Here is an 18,059-nt window from a genome sequence, read left to right as displayed (position 1 = left end):
TAACAGAAAAGCCACGACTCATGCGAGTCGTGGCTTTTCTGTTAGAAGACAACTCCGTTACGGATTGATCAAGCTCATACCCGTCATTTCCGTTGGCTGCGAAACGCCCATCAACTGAAGAATAGTAGGCGCAATATCAGCCAGTTTACCGCTGTGGATAGTCGGCCGGTATTCATTGTCGACCAGAATACACGGCACCAGGTTGGTGGTATGAGCCGTATTAGGCGTACCGTCGTCGTTGATCATGTACTCGGCATTACCATGGTCAGCGATGATGATGGCGGTGTAGTCACTTTTCAGGGCAGCTTCAACAACGGCTTGTGCGCAGGTGTCGGCCGTTTCGGCGGCTTTCACAACAGCTTCAAATACGCCCGTATGCCCAACCATGTCCGTATTTGCAAAATTGAGACAGATAAAGTCGGCTTCCGCTTTTTCCAGTTCAGGGATAATGGCATCCCGAATATCGTAGGCCGACATTTCGGGCTTCTGGTCATACGTTTTCACCGGCACTTTTGTAGCATTACCACGCTCGTCGTACACGGTCATTTCTTTCGGCGATGGGCAAAGAATACGTTTTTCTCCGGGGAACGGTTCTTCGCGGCCGCCTGAAAAGAAAAACGTTACGTGCGGATACTTCTCGGTTTCGGCAATTCGTATCTGGCTCCGACCCGCGTTGGCAATTACTTCGCCGATCGTATTGTGCAGATTATCTTTTTCAAAAATGACCTTCACTCCCTGAAACTCATCATCGTATTTTGTCATCGTGATGTAATCCAGGTTGAGTTTTTTCATGCCCTGCTCCGGAAAGTCCTTCTGCGTCAAGGCAATGGTAATTTCCCGACCGCGATCAGTACGGAAATTGAAGCACAGTACTACGTCGCCTTCCTCGATTGTAGCCACCGGCGACCCATCGGCCTGCGTTACGATGATGGGTTTTACAAACTCATCGGTAGTGCCGGCATCGTACGACTCGTGCAGGGCCGTCGTTACGCCCCCGGCCGAACTCTTCACGTCCCCGAGGCCATGTACCATAGCGTCGTAGGCAACCTTCACCCGTTCCCAGCGGTTATCGCGGTCCATGGCGTAGAAACGACCGATTACAGTAGCCAGCTGACCAGTCGTTGCGGCCATGTGCGTCTGTAGATCGGTCAGGAAACCAATGCCGCTCTTGGGATCGGTATCGCGGCCGTCGGTAAACGCATGCACGAACACGTTGGTCAGGCCGTTGGCCTGGGCAATAGACAACAGTCCTTTCAGATGCTCGATGTGGGCGTGCACGCCCCCGTCGGACACCAGTCCGATGAAATGGACCTTCTTACCGTTGGCTTTTGCGTAGTTCAGCGCATCAACGAGCACCGGCTCGTTGTCGAGGGTGTGTTCCTCCACCGCTTTGTTGATTTTAACCAGATCCTGATAGACGATCCGGCCAGCTCCCAGGTTCATGTGGCCTACTTCCGAATTACCCATCTGCCCGGCCGGCAGACCCACCGCCAGCCCCGATGCCTCCAGGGTGCTGTTTGGATAAACCGGGTAAAGCGAGTTTATAAATGGCGTATTGGCGGCTTCAATAGCCGACACCTCGGGTTTTAGCGGAATCCCCCAGCCGTCGAGAATAATGAGAATGACTTTTTTGTTCATGAGCGAAAGAGAAAAGGCAAACGAGCGAACGAGCAACCATCAGTGCTCCTTCGCTCGTTCGCTCAACAAAAGCAAGTTATGTTGCTGGGCCAGGTAGGCGAGTAGCTGGCGGCAGCAGCGAAGTACAATCTGGTAAACCTCTTCAAACACTTCCGGTCCTTCGTAGTACGGGTCCGGTACGTTGGGTTGATCGTTAACGGCTGGGTCAAACTCCCGCAGTAAAAAAATCGTATCGTCGGGATGCAGGCCAACACTCCGGTGACTTAACTTTTCAATAGCCTCAAAATTGGCTTCATCCATGGCCACGAAGTAATCGAACTGAGCCAGATCCTCGCCGGTAATCCGACGGGCGCGGTGGGTCAGCGTCAGACCATGTTCGAGTGCGTTTTCGCGGGTACGTCGGTCGGGTAATTCGCCAATATGGTACGATGCCGTTCCGGCCGAGTCGCACTGGATCTCCTCACTCAGGCCCTGCTCAACTACCAACGCCCGAAAAATGCCCTCGGCGATCGGCGACCGGCAGATATTACCGTAACAGACGAAAAGAACGCTTACCATGCGGGCGTGGGGCAGAGGGCAGGGGTCAGACAGAATGGCTTCCTGGCCCGGTGCCTTTGCTATTTTTCAATTGGTTCGTTGTTTTCGTCCACAATGACGAATACATCTTCGGTGGGCTTTTTCATCAGGTACCGTTCGCGGGCGTACTTCTCCCGCAGCCGATCGTTGCCAAGCACTTCCTGCCGCTGGTTCTGCACGTCCCGAATCTTGTCCTGAAAATAAACCGCATCCTTCTCCAGCTCGCGCAGCTTCCACCAGTTCCGCACCTGCAACGGCAGATCGTTGGCGTCGAAGAACAGCATCCAGACGAGCAAAACCAGTCCGGTGGCGACGTAGAAGTTACGAAGCGGGCGAAGAAGACGGTTCAGCATGAAATTTTGAGTTTGTGGTTTGTGGTTTGTAGTTCGTAGTTTGATGCAGGTAACCCCACTAAACTACGAACTACAAACCACAAACCAGTTAAAACTTCAATCCCGGGAAATAAGCCGTTTCGCCCAGCTCTTCCTCAATGCGAAGCAGTTGGTTGTACTTCGCCATCCGGTCGGAGCGGGAAGCCGATCCCGTTTTGATCTGACCCGTGTTCAGCGCTACGGCGAGGTCGGCGATGGTGGCGTCTTCGGTTTCGCCCGAGCGGTGCGACATGATGTTTTTGTACGAATTCCGCTTCGCCAGATTAACCGTGTCGATGGTTTCGGTCAGTGAACCGATCTGGTTTACTTTCACCAGTACGGCATTGGCAATACCCTGCTCAATACCCTGCTGAACGCGCGTTACGTTCGTTACGAACAGATCGTCGCCAACCAGTTGAATCCGCTTTCCCAGCAGATCGGTATGTGCTTTCCAGCCTTCCCAGTCGTCTTCAGCCATTCCATCTTCAATGGAGAGGATTGGGTATTTGTCCACCCACTCTTTCCAGTAGTTGGCCATCTCGCGCGAGTTCAGTTTGTCGCCGGTCGATTTCTTGAAGTGATACACCCCTTCCTCAGCTACGTAAAACTCCGACGTAGCGGCATCCATGGCGATCCAGATGTCTTCGCCCGGCCGGTAGCCCGCTTTTTCGATGGCCTCCAGGATCGTCTGGATTGCTTCTTCGTTGGACGCGATGTTCGGGGCGAAACCACCTTCATCGCCCACGTTGGTCGACAGTCCCTTCGACTTCAGTACTTTTTTCAGGGTGTGAAACACCTCCGTACCCATCCGCAGGGCTTCCGAGAAGCTGGCAGCATTGGCGGGCATCACCATAAACTCCTGGAAATCGATTGAATTATCCGCGTGGCTACCACCATTCAGAATATTCATCATCGGCACAGGCAGGGTGTTGGCGTTGACGCCACCCACATACCGATACAGCGGCAGACCCGCTTCCTGCGCGGCTGCTTTGGCCATAGCCAGCGATACCCCCAGGATTGCGTTGGCACCCAGACGACCCTTGTTGGGCGTTCCATCCAGTTCGAGCATGATTTTGTCGATCATACCCTGTTCATACACCGACAGGCCAACCAGTTCGGGAAAAATCAGCTCATTGACGTTGGACACGGCTTTCAGAACGCCTTTACCAACGTACACGCTTGAGTCGTCGTCGCGGAGTTCAACAGCCTCGTGCGTTCCGGTCGACGCCCCTGACGGTACGGCGGCACGGCCCAGATAACCGTTTTCAGTCCGTACATCTACTTCAACTGTGGGATTGCCGCGCGAATCCAGAATCTGCCGGGCATGAATGCTTTGAATGGTACTCATTGCAGAAGGGTTAAATTCAGAAAATGCTATTTTTTCAGATTTGATTACCAAGCTTCTACGCCGGCTTTCAAACCATCGGCAAAGTAACAAAATAGCATGCAAACTTCGAGAGTGCCTCCGCAATTAGCACCAGTATTGCTGATTTGGCGGGCGTCTACCGACTGGCTACCTGCATGGTAAAGTTGGGCACCAGCGTTCCGGCCACCAGGCTGTCGTTTTTAAGCAAAGCAATTCCGACCCGGTACTTGCCGGCGGGCAGATCAACCCCCGACTTGGTGTTCAGAATCAGATCGCCGGTCAGGTGGCGCGTTTCAAACTCGCCTTCGGTCAAAAGCCGTCGCAGACTGGTTTTCTTTGCAATACCGAACAGCCAGACCGCCTGGCCCGATTGCAGCATACCGTATGGCTCGCCACCGAGGGACCCGCACTCCGGATAGTCTACGTGCAACACATCCAGGCCGGGCGTTACGTTAAGTGTAGCGCTGACGGCCCGGCTTTCGCACAACTTCGTTTGGGTCGATGCAGCCGGAATTGTCAGGTATGACGGGAATTTGTACCAGTCGGCGGCATACTGCTCGGTCCAGTTCGACAGGTGCATCGACGCCCTATTGAAATAACCACCGTCGCCGTAAATGGCCCAGGAACGATTATGAATCCAGTTATAGACCCCGGCTTTCCGGTGGCGCTGCATCGATGCCAGTTTGGGGGTGTATACTACGTAACTGCTCAGCCAGAACAGCAGCGCTCCGACCACCGCAACCCGCCCGACCACCGGCCGCCATGTGCTGCTTGCCACTGTCAAGGCCATCGCGTAGCCAACCACCAGCAGAAACACCGGAAAATTCCGGTACCGGCTCTCGGATACCACAACGTTGTCGAACGTACGGCCCGCGGCAAAAGCGCAGCAACTCAGCAACAGAAACAGACCGGAACCGAGCAGAAAATACGTCCGTTGCGGGTTTTCTGTGCCGACCGGCCGACGCCCGTTCAGCAAGGGTGTTTGCCGGATCAATACAAACAGGCCGTACAGGATCCATCCGAACAGAAGTGCTCCCAGCGCCATAGGTAGAGCGTCGGCCGGATTCAGTACGTGGCTTTTATCCACCGGATTGGCAAACGCCCCGAACAGCAGCAGCAGGTTCGCCATCACATCCGGAAACAGATGGACGAGCTTATGCACCATGTCGGGCCGATTCACGTAGTCGAACCCAACGTAGTAGAGATAAAAGGCAAGGACCGTCAGCACGCTCCACCCAACCAGCGACCGAAACCGGCGCTGAAGCAGCAGCACCAGCCCTCCCAATGGCCAGATAAGGAGCCCATTGGCAAACGTCAGCGTCGCGGCCGTAGCGGCAACAGCGGCTGCACCATCCCAGACGAGTCGTTGACGACCCATCAGAAAGAAGGTCAGGAAGCCAAAGAAGCAGACGGGCATGTAGTTGGTCGAGGCAATTGCCCAGAAGTTTCCTTCGTACGCAATCGGCTGAAACAGCAGCAGCGACACCGGCAGCACATACCACCAGTCGGTTCGGGTACGCACGATGGGGCGACTGAAGAGCCAGAGAATGCCCACCAAACACAGATTACCCACCAGCATGACCAGTCTGAAATTGAGTTCGCCCGATAGCCAGCGAGTCAGCAGCGCCGACAGCCGCGTAAAGACCAGCCGGTGTTCGATAAAGTTCTGACTAAGCAGATGCCACTTCCGGGTTGCCGTACCGGCCCAGTCCCACTCGATCAGAAAGCGGAGAATTACGATCAGATCGTCACCGATGGGCAGGTTGATCGCGTAGATTGAGAAGAAAATAAAATAAAGAGCAGGGGGTAGCAGCACAAGGCCTACCCAGAGGTGGGATAGCGATTTCATGGTATTACAAGTAAAGTGAGTTACGGAATGAAGCTATACTTTTGTGCGCTTCGGGGCGTAAAGATAGAGAGCCTCCTTCCGCATGAGCTTACGCATTGTAATCAGTTTCTTACTAATTCGTCACTTTATGAAACTTTTCATTTCGCCCGTAGTCCGGCTACTGATTTTCAGCCTGTTAATATATCTAACGGCCTGCCGCCCCGACGAAGGCACGTATCAGGAAGAACCAACACCTGACTATACCGGTACGTACCAGATCGTATCGGTCAGCGCCGAATCGCCGGCCGCACCGGCTCCTGCCCCGTCGGGTACGGTTGCGGTGGTCAAAATATGGGGATATACGTCCATCGTTTCGGTTACCATGACGCTGAATAAAGAAGAAGTACTGGCCGGCGAACTGACCCTGCGCAAAGCCGACGGAGCCACCTACGATATGTATATCGGCAACAGCATCCGGTACGGCAGCATCGACGGGAAAGAGGTCACGCTGAATTACTTCAAAAACAACGTTAAGTATACGGTCGTAGCCAGAAAGTGATTCGCCGTTCTGTTTGAAAGAGCCGGGTTCGCTTCGGGCATGCAGCGAACCCGGCTCTTTCATGTAGCGGGCTTATCCGCTCCTTCCCGCGCGTTCGATCCGCCTATACGTTGCCCTTGGAATCCAGCCGTCTTTTTAGTAATTAGCTTGCCCTAAACTGATCATCCTCATGATAGTTCGCTGCTGGCTTGCTCTCGTTGGCTTTGTTACGACACTGCCGGGCTTTGCGCAGTCGCCGAAGGCCATCTTTCCTCAGCCTCTGAGCCCTCGTCTGGCCAACTACCAGATCCAGGTGACGCTCGACCCGGTCACCAAAAAACTGAACGGCCGCGAAACGCTGGTGTGGCGCAACCCATCCGGCGACGTTATTCGGGAACTCCGGTTTCACCTGTATCTGAACGCCTTCCGCAACGAACAAACAACGTTTATGCGGGAATCGGGCGGGCAGTTGCGAGGCACCCAAATCGACCGCGACGCAGAAAACCCCTACGGCTTCATCGACGTAACATCGATGAAAGTACGGGGGGGCGAACCGCTGGCGTATCAGTTCATTCAGCCGGACGACGGTAACCAGGACGATCGGACAGTCATCCGCGTACCGTTATCCAAACCCGTTGGCCCCGGCGAGACCATTACGCTCGATATTGCGTTTCAGGCGAAACTGCCTAAAATCTTCGCCCGGACGGGTTATAGTCGCGACTACTTTCTGGTCGGTCAGTGGTTTCCCAAGATTGGCGTGTACGAACCGGCCGGCACCCGCTACTCAAAAACCGGCCAGTGGAACTGCCACCAGTTTCACGCGCACTCGGAGTTTTATGCGGACTATGGTGTGTACGACGTAGCCATCACCACCCCCAAAGAGTACTGGGTGGGTGCCACCGGTCTGATGGTCGGCGAAACGCTAGGCGCTACCAATACCAAAACGATTCGCTGGCACGCCGAGGACGTAGTCGATTTTGCTTGGACGGCTTCACCCCACTTTCAGGTCGTGACGGGCAAGTGGCAGCCTCGCTCCGGCAATCCGGTCAGCATCGAACTGCTGATGCAGCCCGAGCACATGGCTCAGGCCCAGCGGCACATGGACGCAGCCATTGCGGCCCTGGCGTATTTCGACAAGTACGTTGGCAAATACCCGTTTCCAAACCTGACCGTAGTGGACCCACCGTTTCACGCCAGTGGTTCGGCGGGGATGGAATACCCAACCTTCATCACAGCCGGAACGGCCTGGGGCCTGCCCGATGGAGCCCGCTTTCCGGAGGTCGTGACCGTGCATGAGTTTGGCCATCAGTATTTTATGCAGCTGCTGGCTTCGAATGAGTTTGAAGAAGCCTGGCTCGACGAAGGCTTTAACCAATATTACGAAGGCCGGATCATGGACGAGACGTACGGTCTCAAGTCGTCGCAGATCGATCTGCTGGGCTTTCGGATGGGCGACCTTGAAAGCTCCCGCGACAGCTACGTTCACCTCGACAACCCGGCCATTGGGTCCTCGTTCGGCAACACCTGGCAGTTACCCCAGGGCTATTACGGTGTGCTGACGTATTCAAAAACAGCCACCTGGCTCCGGACGCTGGAAGGCCTGATTGGTCGGCGCGTGATGGATGAGATCATGCAGACGTATTTCAACCGCTGGACGTTCAGACACCCCTGCGCCGACGACTTCATTGCCATCGTGAACGAAATCGTACCGAAACGACTCGGCAGCAAATACGGTCCGGACATGAACTGGTTTTTTGATCAGGTGCTATACGGCGACAACGTGATTGATTATGAACTGACCGACATCCGGAACCGAATCCGTAACGGCGAACAGCAGGCAACCATAACGGTTCAACGCCTGGGCGATGGGCACATGCCGGTCGACGTACGGGTCCATTTCGACGACGGCAAGGAACTGATGCTGTTCTGGGACGGCAAAGCCCGACAGCGCACCTTCACGCTCAACGAAAAAGCGAAAGTGGTGTGGGCGCACATCGACCCGAAACAGAAGATTTTCATGGACGTTGATCTGAACAACAACAGCCTGACTCTGAAGCCATCGGCGGCCCCGGCGGCTAAGTTTGCCGCAAAATTTCTGTTCTGGGTTGAAAACTGGATGCAGTGGCTGGCGTGGCTTTTTTAACCGACTAACCGTATGAATGCACTCACTCAGGCCCTGCGCCAAACCCTTGCTTCGCGCCGGTTGATCTGGCTGATCTACGGCATTACCCTCGCGCTGGGGCTGCTGGCGGCCCTGCCCATGTACAACACCCTCAAAGCCGAAGACCAGAACTCACTCGGTCCGCTGAACATGCTCGGCGGCTTCGATTACACCGTCTTTTCGGACTTCATGCACCGCAGCGGGCGAGCCATCAGTCCGCTGATGAGTGTCGGCCGATGGCTGGGCGTTTTGTATGTTTTCCTGAGCATCTTTTTCACCGGTGGCATCCTGCTGCATTTTAACCAGTTAGGCATCCGGTTCAGCGCCGGTACGTTCTGGCAGGCCTGTAGTCATTACGTTCGGCGCTACCTCGGTCTGTTCGGGGTAACGTTTCTGTTCATCTGCGTCGGGGCCGGTGTCTGGCTGATAGCCGGCGTTCTGGCGGGTATCGTACTGAGCGATACGCTCACCGAACGGGGTGTTTTCTTCGTCGGACTGGTATTTTTCCTCTTCTTTGTCCTAACCGCCACCCTGATTTTGTGCATCGGCGATTACGCTAAAGTGCTGATGTTTCGTGAAGACGTCCGCAATGGCTTCCGCGCCTTTGGACGGGCCGGCCGGCTGGTATTTCGCAACCTCGGCCGGACGTACGGACTTTACTGGTTGCTCATTCTGATCGGCACCGGCTTCTTTGCCCTGTACCTTCTGGCCGACAGCCTGATCACGATGCGTAACTGGCCGACGATTCTGATTATGCTGGTTATCCAGCAGGTATTGATCTTTGCCCGCGTTGGTCTGAAGGTATGGGCGCTTGGCACAGCCGTTCACGTATACGAAACGCTCCCCAGACCAACCCCGCAGCTCCGGCCGGTCCCGTTTTCGGCCAGTCCTTCGGCCGGTGAACCCGTATCAGAAGCGGCAATCCCGGCGGCTACGGATACGTCCGAAAAGCTGGACGAACCGGATTCATCGGTGCCAACCAGGGATCACGAACGCAATTAAACTTCTTACTTCTTTGGTCATTTCGTATAATTGCAGAATCATCTTCGTTTACTGATTTAGCCGTATGGCCGTTCCAACCGTTTCCTCCGAACCCAAGACTACTACGCATGGACTTTTCAGCCTACCGGTTATCGTTGCCGCACTGGGCTATTTCGTCGATATCTACGATCTGTTGCTGTTTGGCATTGTTCGAGTACCCAGCCTGAAAGATCTTGGCCTGACGCCGGACGAGATTTCAACCGTCGGGGCCAGCATCCTGAACTGGCAGATGGGCGGTCTGCTCCTTGGTGGCATTCTGTGGGGCGTTCTGGGCGACAAGCGCGGGCGACTATCCGTACTGTTCGGCTCCATTATTACCTATTCCATTGCCAACGTAGCCTGCGGATTCGTGGCCGACGTTACGTTCATGAGTCCAACCACCTACTACGCCCTGATGCGGTTTGTGGCGGGTATCGGTCTGGCCGGCGAACTGGGTGCAGGCATTACACTCGTGAGCGAAGTGCTGCCAAAAGAAAAACGAGCCATCGGTACGTCGCTGGTAGCCGGTATCGGCCTGTTTGGAGCCGTAGTCGCGTATTTCACGGTGCAGTTGTTTGACTGGAAGATGGCCTTTTTTGTAGGCGGTGGGCTAGGCTTTGGGCTGTTGCTCCTGCGCGTGGGCGTAGTCGAATCCGGTATGTTTACCGACGTTTCGGAGCAGAAACATGTCAACCGGGGCGATTTCCTGTCGTTTTTCACCAACACCAACCGGCTCGTGCGTTACCTGAAGTGTATCGGCATTGGCCTGCCCACCTGGTTTGTTATCGGTATTCTGGCTACGTTCAGCAACGAGTTCGGCAGAGCCTTCGGGATTGCCGAAGAAATTCAGCCGGGGCTGGCCATCATGTGGTGCTACGTCGGGCTGGCCGCGGGCGATCTGGCCAGTGGCTTCATCAGTCAGGCGCTGGCGTCGCGCAAAAAAGGGGTTGCGTTGCTGATGTCGCTGGCGCTGGTATTCAGTCTGGTTTATCTGTACGCGGGCGTTTCATCGTCCACCATGCTGTATGGTCTGTGTCTGGCCCTGGGCTTTGGCATTGGGTACTGGGCCATGTTCGTAACCATCGGGGCTGAGCAGTTCGGCACCAACCTCCGGGCCACAGCCGCCACTACCGTACCGAACATGGTACGTGGTCTGGTAATCCCCATGACGCTGACCTACCAGGCTCTGAAGCCGTCGCTCGACGTTATCAACGCCGGGGCCGTGGTTGGTCTGATTAGCTTCGCCATTGGCCTTTATTCAACGCTGACCATTCCTGAAACACACGGGAAGGACCTCAACTACCTGGAAGAGTAGCCTCGTTTTCGTTACGGCCTGTCCCCTCCTATGCAAGTTGCTGCTCCGCCCCGGCCTTCCCTACGGCCTTTGTTTGCCCTGCCGGTGATCGTATCGGCACTCGGCTTTTTTGTCGATGTATACGACATGCTCATCTTCAGCATCGTGCGGGTGCCCAGCCTGCAATCGATGGGTCTGTCGGAAGCCGACGTGTCACGGGCCGGTACGTTCATTCTCAACTGTCAGCAGGCGGGTCTGGTGCTGGGGGGCATTTTGTGGGGCGTTCTGGGCGACCGGCGGGGCCGGATGTCTGTCCTGTTTGCCAGCATTCTCACCTACTCGCTGACCAACATTGCCTGCGGGTTTGTCAATGATGTCAATACGTATGCCTGCCTGCGCTTTCTGGCCGGTATCGGCTTGTCCGGCGAAATCGGCGTAGCGATGGTGCTGGTAGCCGAAATTCTTCCCAAGGAAATTCGGGGCTACGGCTCAGCGGTCGTGGCCGGGGTTGGCTACTTCGGTGCCGGAGCCGCCTACCTGACCCAGGAATGGTTCGACTGGCGAACTGCCTTTTTTGTGGGTGGGGGTATGGGCTTGCTGCTGCTGCTCCTGCGGGTGAGCGTATTCGAATCCGGTTTATTCAGCCGAATGAAAGCCGAGCACCAACACGTCAGCCGGGGGGATTTCCGGCAGTTTTTCCGAACGTGGCCGTCAACGATAAAATACCTGCGCTGCGTGACGATTGGCATGCCTACGTGGTTTATTGTCGGTATTCTCGCTACGTTCGCCAACGAACTGGGGGAGGCCATGGGTATCGTGGAGGGCGTCAAACCGGGCCGGTGCGTTATGATGATCTACGTCGGTCTGGCTGGGGGCGACCTCCTGAGCGGCCCCCTGAGTCAGTGGCTGCAATCCCGCATCAAAACCATTACGGGGCTCCTTCTTTTTAGTGCGCTGCTGAGCGGCATCTATCTGTTCGGGGGGATTGACACGGCCGAGGGCATTTACACGATCTGCGGTCTGGCCGGATTCTGCACCGGCTATATTGCCATGTATCTGACGATGGTAGCCGAACTGTACGGCACCAACCTCCGCGCAACGGCCACTACATCGGTACCCAGCGTCGTGCGGGGAACGCTCATCCCCATGACGCTCCTGTTCCAGACATTCAAACCGTCGCTGGGCGCATTGGCAGCCGCCGGCCTGCTTGGCTTGCTCGTCTACGGCCTGGCGTTCTGGTCGCTGAGCCGCATGGAAGATACCTTTGGCAGGGACCTGGACTTCGTCGAGGAGTAAATTGTAATTCTGCCGGTTGCGGCAACAGTCTTCCTGATCCAGCGCATTACCTGAGTATTTCTTCCACAAAAGGCAATATAATAATTGCTGGATTTTGTCCATTTAAAGCGCGTACGGCCCTATTCCCTGCAAAAAATCGGCCTGCCGTTCATCCTTTTTATTTGCCGTTTCTCACCAAGCCCGGCGCTGAGCAAAGTCCCTTTACTCTTTGGATTGACAATTAAAGGTTATCACACAAATCAGTCAACCCAATGAAAACGTTCGCCAAGTCAACCATCGGAGCCCTGCTTGTTGCCATGAGTGTGTCAGTATCGTCCTTTGCCGTGGATGATGATCTGACTCAGAAGAAGTCGTTTGGAGTGGCTATGTTCCCGGCCGCTGATCCGTCCAAGTTGTGGATGTGTCTGGAGAAATACAAACCCGGCAGCAAGATTGAACTTCAACTGACGAACGAGAAAGGCGAAGTGATGTTCCGGGAAGTCTTGCCTGCAAAAGGAGGCAAAAAGAACGGCTTCCGGCAACAGTTTGACCTGAGCCAGATCGGCGACGGCCGCTATACGTTCCGGATCTCCGATGGCATTCAGACCGAAGAGCGCACGTTTAAGCTGTCAACACCAACCATTCGTGAAACGCTGCCTTCCCGACAGATAACCATGAACTGAGTTCTCATAGTGAGATTATTAGATGAATTGGTAAAGGCACGGTGTTTTACGCCGTGCTTTTTCTATGGTCTAAACCCCGACCCCGCTCATGGCCGGACGATGCTTTTTTCTAACTTGCCGGCGGCTAGGCTTCAACCTCTTATGCAACCGTCAACCACCGCCGTTCAATCGTCCGTATCGCTGCGTCCGTTGTTTTCACTGCCGGTCATCGTGGCCGCGCTCGGGTACTTTGTCGATGTCTATGACTTGCTGTTATTCAACATCGTTCGGGTACCCAGCCTGAAAGACCTCGGACTGTCTGAGAGCGACATCTCCCTTATCGGCGGGCGCGTGTACAATTTTCAGCAGGCGGGTCTGCTCCTCGGCGGCATCCTGTGGGGCATCCTGGGCGACAAGCGGGGGCGGCTCTCGGTACTGTTCGGCTCCATCGTCACGTATTCGCTGGCCAACATCGCCTGTGGGTTCGTCAACGACCCTACTACCTACGCCGGGCTTCGGTTTGTGGCGGGTCTGGGGCTGGCCGGCGAACTCGGTGCCGGTATTACGCTCGTCAGTGAGATTCTGCCCAAGGAGCTACGCGGCTACGGATCGTCGCTGGTGGCAAGTGTCGGCTTGCTGGGGGCCGTTGTGGCTTTTTTTACCGTACAGTTGTTCGCCTGGCGTACTACGTACTTTGTGGGGGGCGGCCTGGGACTGGCTTTGCTGCTGCTACGGGTCAGCGTACTCGAATCCGGCATGTACAAACGCGCCGAAGCCACCAACGTCAGCCGGGGGGATTTCTGGTCGCTCTTCGCCAACCAGAAACGGCTGGTTCGCTACCTCCGCTGCATGGGTATTGCCGTACCGACTTATTTCGTGATCGGCATCCTGGCTACGTTTGGGAATGAATTTGGAAAAGCAATCGGCATTGCCGAGCCCATTCAACCCGGCCAGTGCGTGCTTTATACCTACATCGGTATGGTGGTCGGCGATCTGGCCAGCGGCTTTTTAAGCCAAGGACTACGCTCCCGCCGACGAGCCATCGGGCTGATGATGGGCCTCACGGCCCTGTTTGTCGCTATCTACCTGTTCGGAGGCCTCAGCTCGACGAACGCTTTCTACGCCGTTTGCCTCGGTATGGGATTTGGGATTGGCTACATCGCCATGTTCCTGACCGTTACGGCTGAGAACTTCGGCACCAATCTTCGCGCTACGGCTACAACGTCCGTGGCCAACAACGTACGGGCTACTACGTTACTGACCATCCCGTTGTTCCAGGCTCTGAAACCATCCATTGGCGTGATAGGAGCCGGTGGGCTGGTGGCCCTGCTTTGCTTTGTAATTGGTGTCTGGTCGCTGGCAACCATCGAAGAGACATTTGGCAAAGAGTTAGATTATACAGAACTTTAAGGCAACTATTTGCTGCCGTAAGTCTCGTTAAGCAACGTTATGGTTCAACATACCATGCCTCCAGCGCAGCCATCGCTGGTTTATTTTCCTGGTTTCAACGGCATTCGGTTCATAGCAGCTTCTGCCGTGGTTGTGCATCACATTGAGCAGTACAAAACCACCTTTGGCTATACCGACACCTTCACCAATGTCAACGACCACCCGATTGTCTACCAGGCCGGTAAGTTAGGCGTAGCCCTGTTCTTTGTCCTGAGCGGCTTTCTGATTACGTATCTGCTGCTGGCCGAACGGCAAACGGCCGGACGCATACACATCGGCAATTTCTACGTTCGGCGTATCCTGCGCATCTGGCCGCTGTACTTCCTGTTGGTCGGGCTGAGTTTTTTCGTCTTTCCGCACATTCCGGCCCTGTTCATCCCCGGCGTATCCGAGCATACGTATACGAATTTTGCCCAGAAACTGACCCTGTTCGGGCTGGTGCTGCCCAATTTCGCCCTGACGCTCTACGGCGAGATGCCGCTTTGTTCGCATGCATGGTCGATTGGCGTCGAGGAGCAGTTTTATCTCATCTGGCCGTGGCTGATCGGTAGTCGCAACCCACGCCGGACGCTGCTGATTTTACTTGGTATCGCCCTGGTCCTGGGAGGCTGGTTTTTCTGGCTGCGCTACGGTCCCGGCTCTACAGCACCCCAGGCCGGCACTACGATGCTGCTCATTACTGACTTCCTGGCGCATTTCCGCATCGGCTGCATGGCCATCGGTGGGGTTGGCGCCTATCTGGTGTTTTCAAATCATCCGGTGCTTCGGTTGCTGTACCGGCCATCGGTGCAGTGGGTTGTGTATACCGTACTGGGTGCTATGCTGATAAGCGGCCTGCGGATTCCGGGTTTAAACTACGAAGGCTACGCCGTATTCTTCGTGTTTCTGCTGATGAACCTGGCCCATAACCCCAACTCGGTAGTCGACCTGGAAAACCGGCTGTGTACGTTCATGGGTAAGATTTCGTACGGACTGTATATGTATCATCCGTTCGCGATTGTGCTGAGCCTGTACGTTGTCCGCCAGTTTCTGCCGTACAGCCCCGGTTTTTCCATAGCCTTGTACGTGCTCAGCTATGCGCTCACGACGCTGCTCGCGTGGCTCTCGTACGAATATTTTGAAAAGCAGTTTCTGAAACTGAAGGACCGCTTTTCGCCGGCTACGGCACCGAAACCAGCTACCGAAACGGCCCGGGCATAAGAATCATTTCGCGAGCTCCGGCGGGCGTTTGTCGAACCAGGGCTGCGCTTGTTCCAACTGCCCGGCCAGTCGAAACAGCGTGGCTTCGTCGCCGAGTCGGGCCGCAAACATCACCCCAATGGGCAACCCATCGGCCGACCAGTGCATCGGTACCGACATAGACGGCTGACCGGTCATGTTCGTGATGGCGGTAAACGAGATGTACCCCAGCGATTTTTCCGCAATCTCGTCCACAACTTTAGAGCCTTTCAGGTATTTCAGCGCCCCAACCGAGTCGGCCAGTTTAAGCATGCGCTGCTCGGTCGTTGTATTCTGAAAATCGCCGATGGCAATAGGCGGCCGTGGTAAGGTTGGTGTCAGAAAGACATCATACGTTTCGTGAAGCTGCCCCATGCTGCGACTCAGTACGTTCCAGCGCCGTTTCTGGTACGCAAAGTCCGTGGCTGAGAAGCCGGCGGCCAGTCGTGCCTGCGCCCAGGTGTTCAATTCCACGTCGCCCCGGCTGACGGGCCGTCCCAGGTATTCGCTGAGTTCTCGTAGAACAGCGCCTGTTTCGCCCAGCACCATCGTGAAAAACGCCTGCGTAAGAATCGTTTTTTCGTAGGGCAGCGGTACCTCTTCGACCGTATGCCCTAACTGCTCCAGCAACCGGGCCGTTTTCTGCACGGCGTTTACGCACTCCGGATGCACCGGCTGCGACTCGATCAGGGTCTGGGTCGAAAATGCTACCCGCAATCGTCCCGGCTCGCGACCCACTTCCTGAGCAAATGGTCGCTCAGGCGCGGGAATGCCATACGGATCACCCGGCAATGGACCAGCCACCGCATCGAGCAGCGCGGCACTGTCGCGAACCGTGCGCGTCACGGCGTGGCTGGCCACGGCTCCACCCCATACTTCGCCGAAACGAGTCCCCAGCGTAACGCGGGCACGGGACGGTTTCAGCCCGAACAAGCCACAGCACGACGCAGGAATACGGATCGACCCGCCCCCATCACTGGCTGTAGCCGCCGGTACAATCCCCGCAGCCACCGCTACGGCCGATCCTCCGCTCGATCCGCCCGGCGAATGCGTCAGCTTCCACGGATTGTGAGCCGGCCCGTAGAGTTTCGATTCGGTGTAGGGCGTCAGCCCGAATTCCGGCGTATTGGTTTTGCCAAAAAACACCAGACCGGCTCGTTTCAACCGTTTCACAACCTCACTGTCCTCCGTAGCTACGTACTGCTGATAGCCCACGCAGCCGGACTTAGTTGGCGTTCCAGCCCACTGCAACTCCAGGTCTTTGAGCAGAAAGGGAACACCGTAGAAAGGCGAACCGGCATCAGGTTCCTTCGGTAAATCGGCGGCCCTTTGCCGACCCTTATCGTACAGGGGCGTTACGATGGCATTCAGGACCGGATTGACGGCTTCGGCCCGGGCAATGGCTGTTTCCAGCAGCTCGGCGGGGCTTACCTCGCCTTTACGTACCCGTTCGGCAAGGGCCGTAGCATCACAGCGGGCATATTCATCAAATGACATGACTGGGGTAATCGACTGCATAGCAAAGGTTGGGATACGTACGCGGATGTACAAACCTCATCGCTGGGGGGCTACCGCCACAGCGATCTTGGAATCAGCGGTGCCGTAGTACAAAAACCATTTCCCCTTGTAGGGAACCATCCCTTCCAGAAAGCACACCTGATTGACCTGTCCTTCGGTTTCGTACGGCTGGTCGGGTTTAATAAAATACTGTTCTGAGCGATCGAGCAACCGGGCAGGCTCATTAGCGTCCAACAAGAGCTGCCCACCGGCGTAGGCACCTTCCGGCAGGGCAGGATCACCGTTTTTCGCGTCGTTCATGCCATTGTAGATCAGCAGAATCCCTTTCGGCGTCAGCAGGGCATACGGCCCCGGCTCCAGCAACCGGTAGTCGTGTTTGCCGGGACGGCGCTCGGCCGCAGCCGCCAGCTTGCCCTCCGCATCCAGTACGGGTGTCCAGTGCAGCAGGTCGTCGGACGTAGCGACGTACAATTGCGGCTGATCGCCCCAGTACATCCAGTATTTACCGTTGATTTTCTGGGCCACAATTTTGTCGCCCACCCGTTTGCAGACGATAGCCCCCGACTTCGACCATTGATCAACGTATTTCCCATTGGCAGCCTGCGCGAACGCCAGCCCCTGCTTTTGCCACGTCATCAGGTCACGGGAGGTCGCTACGCACAGCCGGGCTTTGTCGCCGTCGTAGGCCGTGTAGGTCATCACATAGACCCCGTTTGGACTTTCAACCACGCGCGGGTCCTCGCAGCCTCCTTCCCACTCGTAGCGTTTCATGGGGTCGTTGTCGGGGTAAAACACCGGTTTGGGCATCCGTTGAAAATGAATACCATCCGAACTGACGGCCAGCCCCAGCCGCGACGTACCGGCATGTTTGCCAACGGTATCCTCGGCGCGGTAGATCATATACACCTTGCCGTTCCGGACCACGGCCGCCGGGTTGAACACGTCTTTCTCCTCCCACCTGACGGTTTCCTGCCGGATCGGGCAGGCAAACGTAGTGGTAGCTTTAGCGTCCAGAATGGGATTAGCCGCGTTCTGCTTGCGGAACGGACCGAGCATCCACGGCTTTTCGGGGGTCTGGGCATAAACGGCCTGAGCGGCCAGAAACAACAGGCAAAGCCAGCGACGAACTAAGGAGTATTTCATTC

Annotated in this window: 15 protein-coding genes; 8 read left to right on the top strand and 7 right to left on the bottom strand. The window is 55.8% G+C overall.

Going from position 1 to position 18,059, the window contains the following annotated elements:
- Positions 1-57: 57 nt before the first annotated feature.
- The 5 genes from gpmI to DYU11_RS16340 all read right to left on the bottom strand — a co-directional run bounded on the left by gpmI (position 58) and on the right by DYU11_RS16340 (position 5,800).
- The gene (gene gpmI / locus DYU11_RS16360; RefSeq protein WP_119668765.1) at positions 58-1,638 is read right to left on the bottom strand and encodes a 2,3-bisphosphoglycerate-independent phosphoglycerate mutase; all 1,581 of its coding nucleotides are present in this window, start codon (positions 1,636-1,638) and stop codon (positions 58-60) included.
- A 39-nt stretch (positions 1,639-1,677) separates the two neighbouring features.
- Positions 1,678-2,196, bottom strand: a complete 519-nt coding sequence (locus DYU11_RS16355; protein ID WP_119668764.1) for a low molecular weight protein-tyrosine-phosphatase — start codon at positions 2,194-2,196, stop codon at positions 1,678-1,680.
- A gap of 59 nt (positions 2,197-2,255) precedes the next feature.
- Complete coding sequence (locus DYU11_RS16350; RefSeq protein ID WP_119668763.1) at positions 2,256-2,567, bottom strand: septum formation initiator family protein; 312 nt, start codon at positions 2,565-2,567, stop codon at positions 2,256-2,258.
- Positions 2,568-2,655: 88 nt separating this feature from the next.
- The gene (gene eno / locus DYU11_RS16345; RefSeq protein WP_119668762.1) at positions 2,656-3,933 is read right to left on the bottom strand and encodes a phosphopyruvate hydratase; all 1,278 of its coding nucleotides are present in this window, start codon (positions 3,931-3,933) and stop codon (positions 2,656-2,658) included.
- Between the two features lie 154 nt (positions 3,934-4,087).
- Complete coding sequence (locus DYU11_RS16340; RefSeq protein WP_119668761.1) at positions 4,088-5,800, bottom strand: hypothetical protein; 1,713 nt, start codon at positions 5,798-5,800, stop codon at positions 4,088-4,090.
- Positions 5,801-5,927: 127 nt separating this feature from the next.
- Here DYU11_RS16340 and DYU11_RS16335 point away from each other — a divergent pair, with 127 nt between their 5' ends.
- The 8 genes from DYU11_RS16335 (at position 5,928) to DYU11_RS16300 (ending at position 15,378) form a co-directional block, all read left to right on the top strand.
- Positions 5,928-6,338 (top strand): hypothetical protein, encoded by a 411-nt coding sequence (locus DYU11_RS16335; RefSeq protein ID WP_119668760.1) that lies wholly within the window; start codon positions 5,928-5,930, stop codon positions 6,336-6,338.
- 169 nt (positions 6,339-6,507) lie between these two features.
- Positions 6,508-8,460, top strand: a complete 1,953-nt coding sequence (locus tag DYU11_RS16330; protein WP_119668759.1) for a M1 family metallopeptidase — start codon at positions 6,508-6,510, stop codon at positions 8,458-8,460.
- A 12-nt stretch (positions 8,461-8,472) separates the two neighbouring features.
- Complete coding sequence (locus DYU11_RS16325) at positions 8,473-9,480, top strand: hypothetical protein (RefSeq protein ID WP_119668758.1); 1,008 nt, start codon at positions 8,473-8,475, stop codon at positions 9,478-9,480.
- 64 nt (positions 9,481-9,544) lie between these two features.
- Positions 9,545-10,813, top strand: a complete 1,269-nt coding sequence (locus DYU11_RS16320; protein ID WP_119668757.1) for an MFS transporter — start codon at positions 9,545-9,547, stop codon at positions 10,811-10,813.
- A gap of 30 nt (positions 10,814-10,843) precedes the next feature.
- The gene (locus tag DYU11_RS16315) at positions 10,844-12,088 is read left to right on the top strand and encodes an MFS transporter (protein ID WP_119668756.1); all 1,245 of its coding nucleotides are present in this window, start codon (positions 10,844-10,846) and stop codon (positions 12,086-12,088) included.
- 251 nt (positions 12,089-12,339) lie between these two features.
- Positions 12,340-12,750, top strand: coding sequence for a hypothetical protein (locus DYU11_RS16310; protein ID WP_119668755.1), 411 nt, complete (start codon positions 12,340-12,342; stop codon positions 12,748-12,750).
- Positions 12,751-12,891: 141 nt separating this feature from the next.
- On the top strand, positions 12,892-14,139 hold the full coding sequence (locus tag DYU11_RS16305) for an MFS transporter (protein ID WP_119668754.1): 1,248 nt from the start codon (positions 12,892-12,894) through the stop codon (positions 14,137-14,139).
- Positions 14,140-14,178: 39 nt separating this feature from the next.
- A complete protein-coding gene (locus DYU11_RS16300; RefSeq protein WP_119668753.1) occupies positions 14,179-15,378 on the top strand; it encodes an acyltransferase family protein in 1,200 nt (399 codons plus the stop codon).
- Between the two features lie 3 nt (positions 15,379-15,381).
- On the opposite strand, the gene DYU11_RS16295 is transcribed toward DYU11_RS16300, so the two are convergent.
- Together DYU11_RS16295 and DYU11_RS16290 are read right to left on the bottom strand one after the other, a co-directional pair.
- Complete coding sequence (locus DYU11_RS16295) at positions 15,382-16,914, bottom strand: amidase (RefSeq protein ID WP_119668752.1); 1,533 nt, start codon at positions 16,912-16,914, stop codon at positions 15,382-15,384.
- Between the two features lie 36 nt (positions 16,915-16,950).
- A complete protein-coding gene (locus tag DYU11_RS16290) occupies positions 16,951-18,057 on the bottom strand; it encodes a glycoside hydrolase family 130 protein (RefSeq protein ID WP_119668751.1) in 1,107 nt (368 codons plus the stop codon).
- Between the last annotated feature and the right edge of the window lie 2 nt (positions 18,058-18,059).

It is taken from the genome of Fibrisoma montanum (assembly GCF_003583365.1).
Lineage (GTDB): Bacteria > Bacteroidota > Bacteroidia > Cytophagales > Spirosomataceae > Fibrisoma > Fibrisoma montanum.
Note: the sequence above shows the minus strand (reverse complement) of the source record. Positions and strands in the feature narration are given on the sequence as shown.

Coding starts and splice junctions, on each gene's coding strand:
- DYU11_RS16315 (WP_119668756.1), top strand. CDS start 10,844: ATGCAAGTTGCTGCTCCGCCCCGGCCTTCCCTACGGCCTTTGTTTGCC.
- DYU11_RS16300 (WP_119668753.1), top strand. CDS start 14,179: ATGGTTCAACATACCATGCCTCCAGCGCAGCCATCGCTGGTTTATTTT.
- DYU11_RS16290 (WP_119668751.1), bottom strand. CDS start 18,057: ATGAAATACTCCTTAGTTCGTCGCTGGCTTTGCCTGTTGTTTCTGGCC.
- DYU11_RS16310 (WP_119668755.1), top strand. CDS start 12,340: ATGAAAACGTTCGCCAAGTCAACCATCGGAGCCCTGCTTGTTGCCATG.
- DYU11_RS16325 (WP_119668758.1), top strand. CDS start 8,473: ATGAATGCACTCACTCAGGCCCTGCGCCAAACCCTTGCTTCGCGCCGG.
- DYU11_RS16355 (WP_119668764.1), bottom strand. CDS start 2,196: ATGGTAAGCGTTCTTTTCGTCTGTTACGGTAATATCTGCCGGTCGCCG.
- DYU11_RS16330 (WP_119668759.1), top strand. CDS start 6,508: ATGATAGTTCGCTGCTGGCTTGCTCTCGTTGGCTTTGTTACGACACTG.
- DYU11_RS16350 (WP_119668763.1), bottom strand. CDS start 2,567: ATGCTGAACCGTCTTCTTCGCCCGCTTCGTAACTTCTACGTCGCCACC.
- DYU11_RS16320 (WP_119668757.1), top strand. CDS start 9,545: ATGGCCGTTCCAACCGTTTCCTCCGAACCCAAGACTACTACGCATGGA.
- eno (WP_119668762.1), bottom strand. CDS start 3,933: ATGAGTACCATTCAAAGCATTCATGCCCGGCAGATTCTGGATTCGCGC.
- DYU11_RS16335 (WP_119668760.1), top strand. CDS start 5,928: ATGAAACTTTTCATTTCGCCCGTAGTCCGGCTACTGATTTTCAGCCTG.
- DYU11_RS16340 (WP_119668761.1), bottom strand. CDS start 5,800: ATGAAATCGCTATCCCACCTCTGGGTAGGCCTTGTGCTGCTACCCCCT.
- DYU11_RS16295 (WP_119668752.1), bottom strand. CDS start 16,914: ATGCAGTCGATTACCCCAGTCATGTCATTTGATGAATATGCCCGCTGT.
- gpmI (WP_119668765.1), bottom strand. CDS start 1,638: ATGAACAAAAAAGTCATTCTCATTATTCTCGACGGCTGGGGGATTCCG.
- DYU11_RS16305 (WP_119668754.1), top strand. CDS start 12,892: ATGCAACCGTCAACCACCGCCGTTCAATCGTCCGTATCGCTGCGTCCG.